Below are 2,519 nucleotides of genomic sequence, written 5' to 3'. Positions count from 1 at the left end.
GTCTAAGGTTTGTGGCTGCTGTCAGCGTGAGCTGCAGCGGCGATAAATCTGACAAGGAGGAAAGCGCGGGCGGCTTTCTCGGCTATGGGGATTGTGCGCAACCGTCGCGTCGGTTGGGGAGCGGAGCGGCAGCCGCTGTGGTGTCAGGGCGCGTCGACCGATCGGCTTTTCCGGGTAGATGGCGCCGTCTGGGCGCGCGCGCTGGTTTCAACATCTTTTTCGCCGTCGACGTCATGAGACTGGTCGCAATGATCGGCCCGGCGCCTCCGTAAGGTTGGGCCGGGTTTGGTTGATGGATCATGCGGCATCCTCCGATGGTGGCGCGCGGGATCGCGGGGTTTGACCGCGGGTGAAGGTCTCGATGACCACCATGGCGCCGCCGCATTTCGGGCAAGGCTGAAGCTGGTCGTCTTCGTCAGCGCGGGTGAGCGGAGGTTCGTTGGCCATTTGATCCGGCTCTGGTTCGCTGTCGAGCAAGCGCCTGATCATCGCGATCCGGTCACGACGGATGCCGTTGGCGAGAAAGCCCGCATGGCGGATGCGGTGGAAGCCGGAGGGCAGGACGTGGATCAGGAAGCGGCGGATAAACTCCGCCGTTGGCAGGCGCATGACCTTCATACGATCGCCCTTCTTGATCCGGTAGTCCTTCCACCGGAAGGCCACGGTGTCGGCATCTGCGCTGACGAGGCGGTGGTTCGAGATGGCGACCCGGTGGGTGTATCGGCTGAGGTAGGCCAGTACGGCTTCAGGGCCGCCGAAGGGTGGCTTGGCGTAGACGATCCAGTCGGTTTTGCGCAGCGGGGCGAGACGGGCCTGGAAGGTATCCGGGTTGGCCAACTCCGACAGATCGCCGAAGAAGGCCAGCTTGCCTGCCTCGTGCAACTTACCCAACCCTTCGAGGAACAGTCGGCGGAACAACCGCGACAAGACCTTGACGGGCAGGAAGAACCCCGGTCGGCAGGCGACCCATCTCCGTCCATCCGGAGACAGTCCTCCGCCTGGCAAGATCACGTGTACATGGGGGTGGTGCGTCATCGCCGAACCCCATGTGTGGAGCACCGATGTCATGCCGATGCGCGCACCCAGATGTTTGGGGTCGGCGGCGATGGTCAGCAATGTCTGGGCCGAGGCCTTGAACAGCAGACCATAGACCGCCGCCTTGTTCTGGTACGCGATGTCGGTGACTGGCGCAGGTAGGGTGAAGACCACGTGGAAGTACTCCACCGGCAGCAAGTCTTCCATGCGCGCCTGCATCCAGTCCCGCGATGCGGCCCCCTGACACTTCGGGCAATGCCGGTTGCGACAGGAGTTGTAGGCGATGCGCTGATGATCGCACTTGGTGCAAGCCGACACGTGCCCACCCAGGGCGGCGGTGCGGCAGGTCTCGATCGCGGACATCACCTTCAGCTGCGGCAGGTTCAGATGCCCGGCTTGCGCGCGGCGATAGGCTGGCCCATAGGCGCGGAAGATATCCGCGACCTCCAGTCTGGGGCGGGACACTGGACTGCGGTCAGCCGGACCCAGCCTCGCGTTGCACCAGCAGGTCGAGCGGGCTGGTCACATCCCGGATCGTCTTGGTCGCCACCTTGGTGTAAATCGTCGTGGTCTCCAGCTTGGCGTGCCCGAGCAGCACCTGAATGACCCGGATGTCCGTCCCGCCCTCCAGCAGGTGCGTAGCAAAGCTGTGCCGCAGGGTATGAGGCGACACATTCTTCCTGATCTCGGCGAAGTCGCAGGCGACGCCAAAGGCCCGGTTGAACTGCCGCGTCGAGATCGGGTCGACCCGGTTGCGGCCCGGAAACAGCCAGCCAGCGGGCCGCGCCTCGCGATAGTAATCGCGCAGCAATTCCAGAAGGGCCGGCGACAGCATCACATGGCGATCCTTGCGCCCCTTGCCCTGGTCGATCCGGATCAGCATCCGGTCGCTGTCGATATCGCCGATCTTCAGATGCGTGACCTCGCTTGCCCGTAGCCCGCCGCCATAGGCCACGCTGAAGGCAGCCCGGTATCTCAGCCCGGGCCCGGGTGCAGCCTCAAGAATGCGCGTCACTTCCTCGGCACTGAGAACGACCGGGATCTTCTTTGCGGCACGCTGGTAGCGCATGTGCCGCTTCATCTCCGGGCGTGGGCACGTCGTTGCAAAAAAGAAGCTCAGCACCGTCAGACGATTATTGAACGTGGGCGCCCCAACACGCCGCTCCTTCATGTCGAGTTGGAACGCCCTGAGCTCTTCCGGCGTCGCTGTGTCCGGCGCGTGACCGAGAAACCGCGTGAACTCCCGCATTCCTCGCAGATACATCGTCTGCGTCTTGGGCTGCAGCCCCTTGATCCGCATGTCTTCGAGAAAGCGCTGGCGCAGCGCAGGCACATACTGGTCCGTCATCGGAACCTCCTGTCATCAGATTGAGAAGGTCCCAATCGTCTGACAGCCGTGCCCATCTACAAAATCGCAGCGCCAAATTCAGTGCGCATAACCCGCCACAAGCGCCAATACCGCGAGAGCGGTTTCGTCCTTGTCC

Annotated in this window: 2 protein-coding genes; both read right to left on the bottom strand. The window is 63.4% G+C overall.

The window, feature by feature from the left end; translation table 11 throughout:
- Positions 1–297: 297 nt before the first annotated feature.
- Positions 298–1,500, bottom strand: a complete 1,203-nt coding sequence (locus tag Q1A53_RS23285) for an IS91 family transposase (RefSeq protein WP_299971782.1) — start codon at positions 1,498–1,500, stop codon at positions 298–300.
- A gap of 10 nt (positions 1,501–1,510) precedes the next feature.
- Positions 1,511–2,383 carry a site-specific integrase gene (locus Q1A53_RS23280; protein ID WP_299971779.1) on the bottom strand — a complete coding sequence of 291 codons (873 nt, stop codon included), beginning with the start codon at positions 2,381–2,383 and terminating at the stop codon, positions 1,511–1,513.
- Between the last annotated feature and the right edge of the window lie 136 nt (positions 2,384–2,519).

Source organism: uncultured Roseobacter sp. (genome assembly GCF_947496515.1).
GTDB lineage: Bacteria > Pseudomonadota > Alphaproteobacteria > Rhodobacterales > Rhodobacteraceae > Roseobacter.
Note: the sequence above shows the minus strand (reverse complement) of the source record. Positions and strands in the feature narration are given on the sequence as shown.

What these genes read in the sequence shown, in the direction of transcription:
- Q1A53_RS23280 (WP_299971779.1), bottom strand. Translation starts at nt 2,383, where the DNA reads ATGACGGACCAGTATGTGCCTGCGCTGCGCCAGCGCTTTCTCGAAGAC.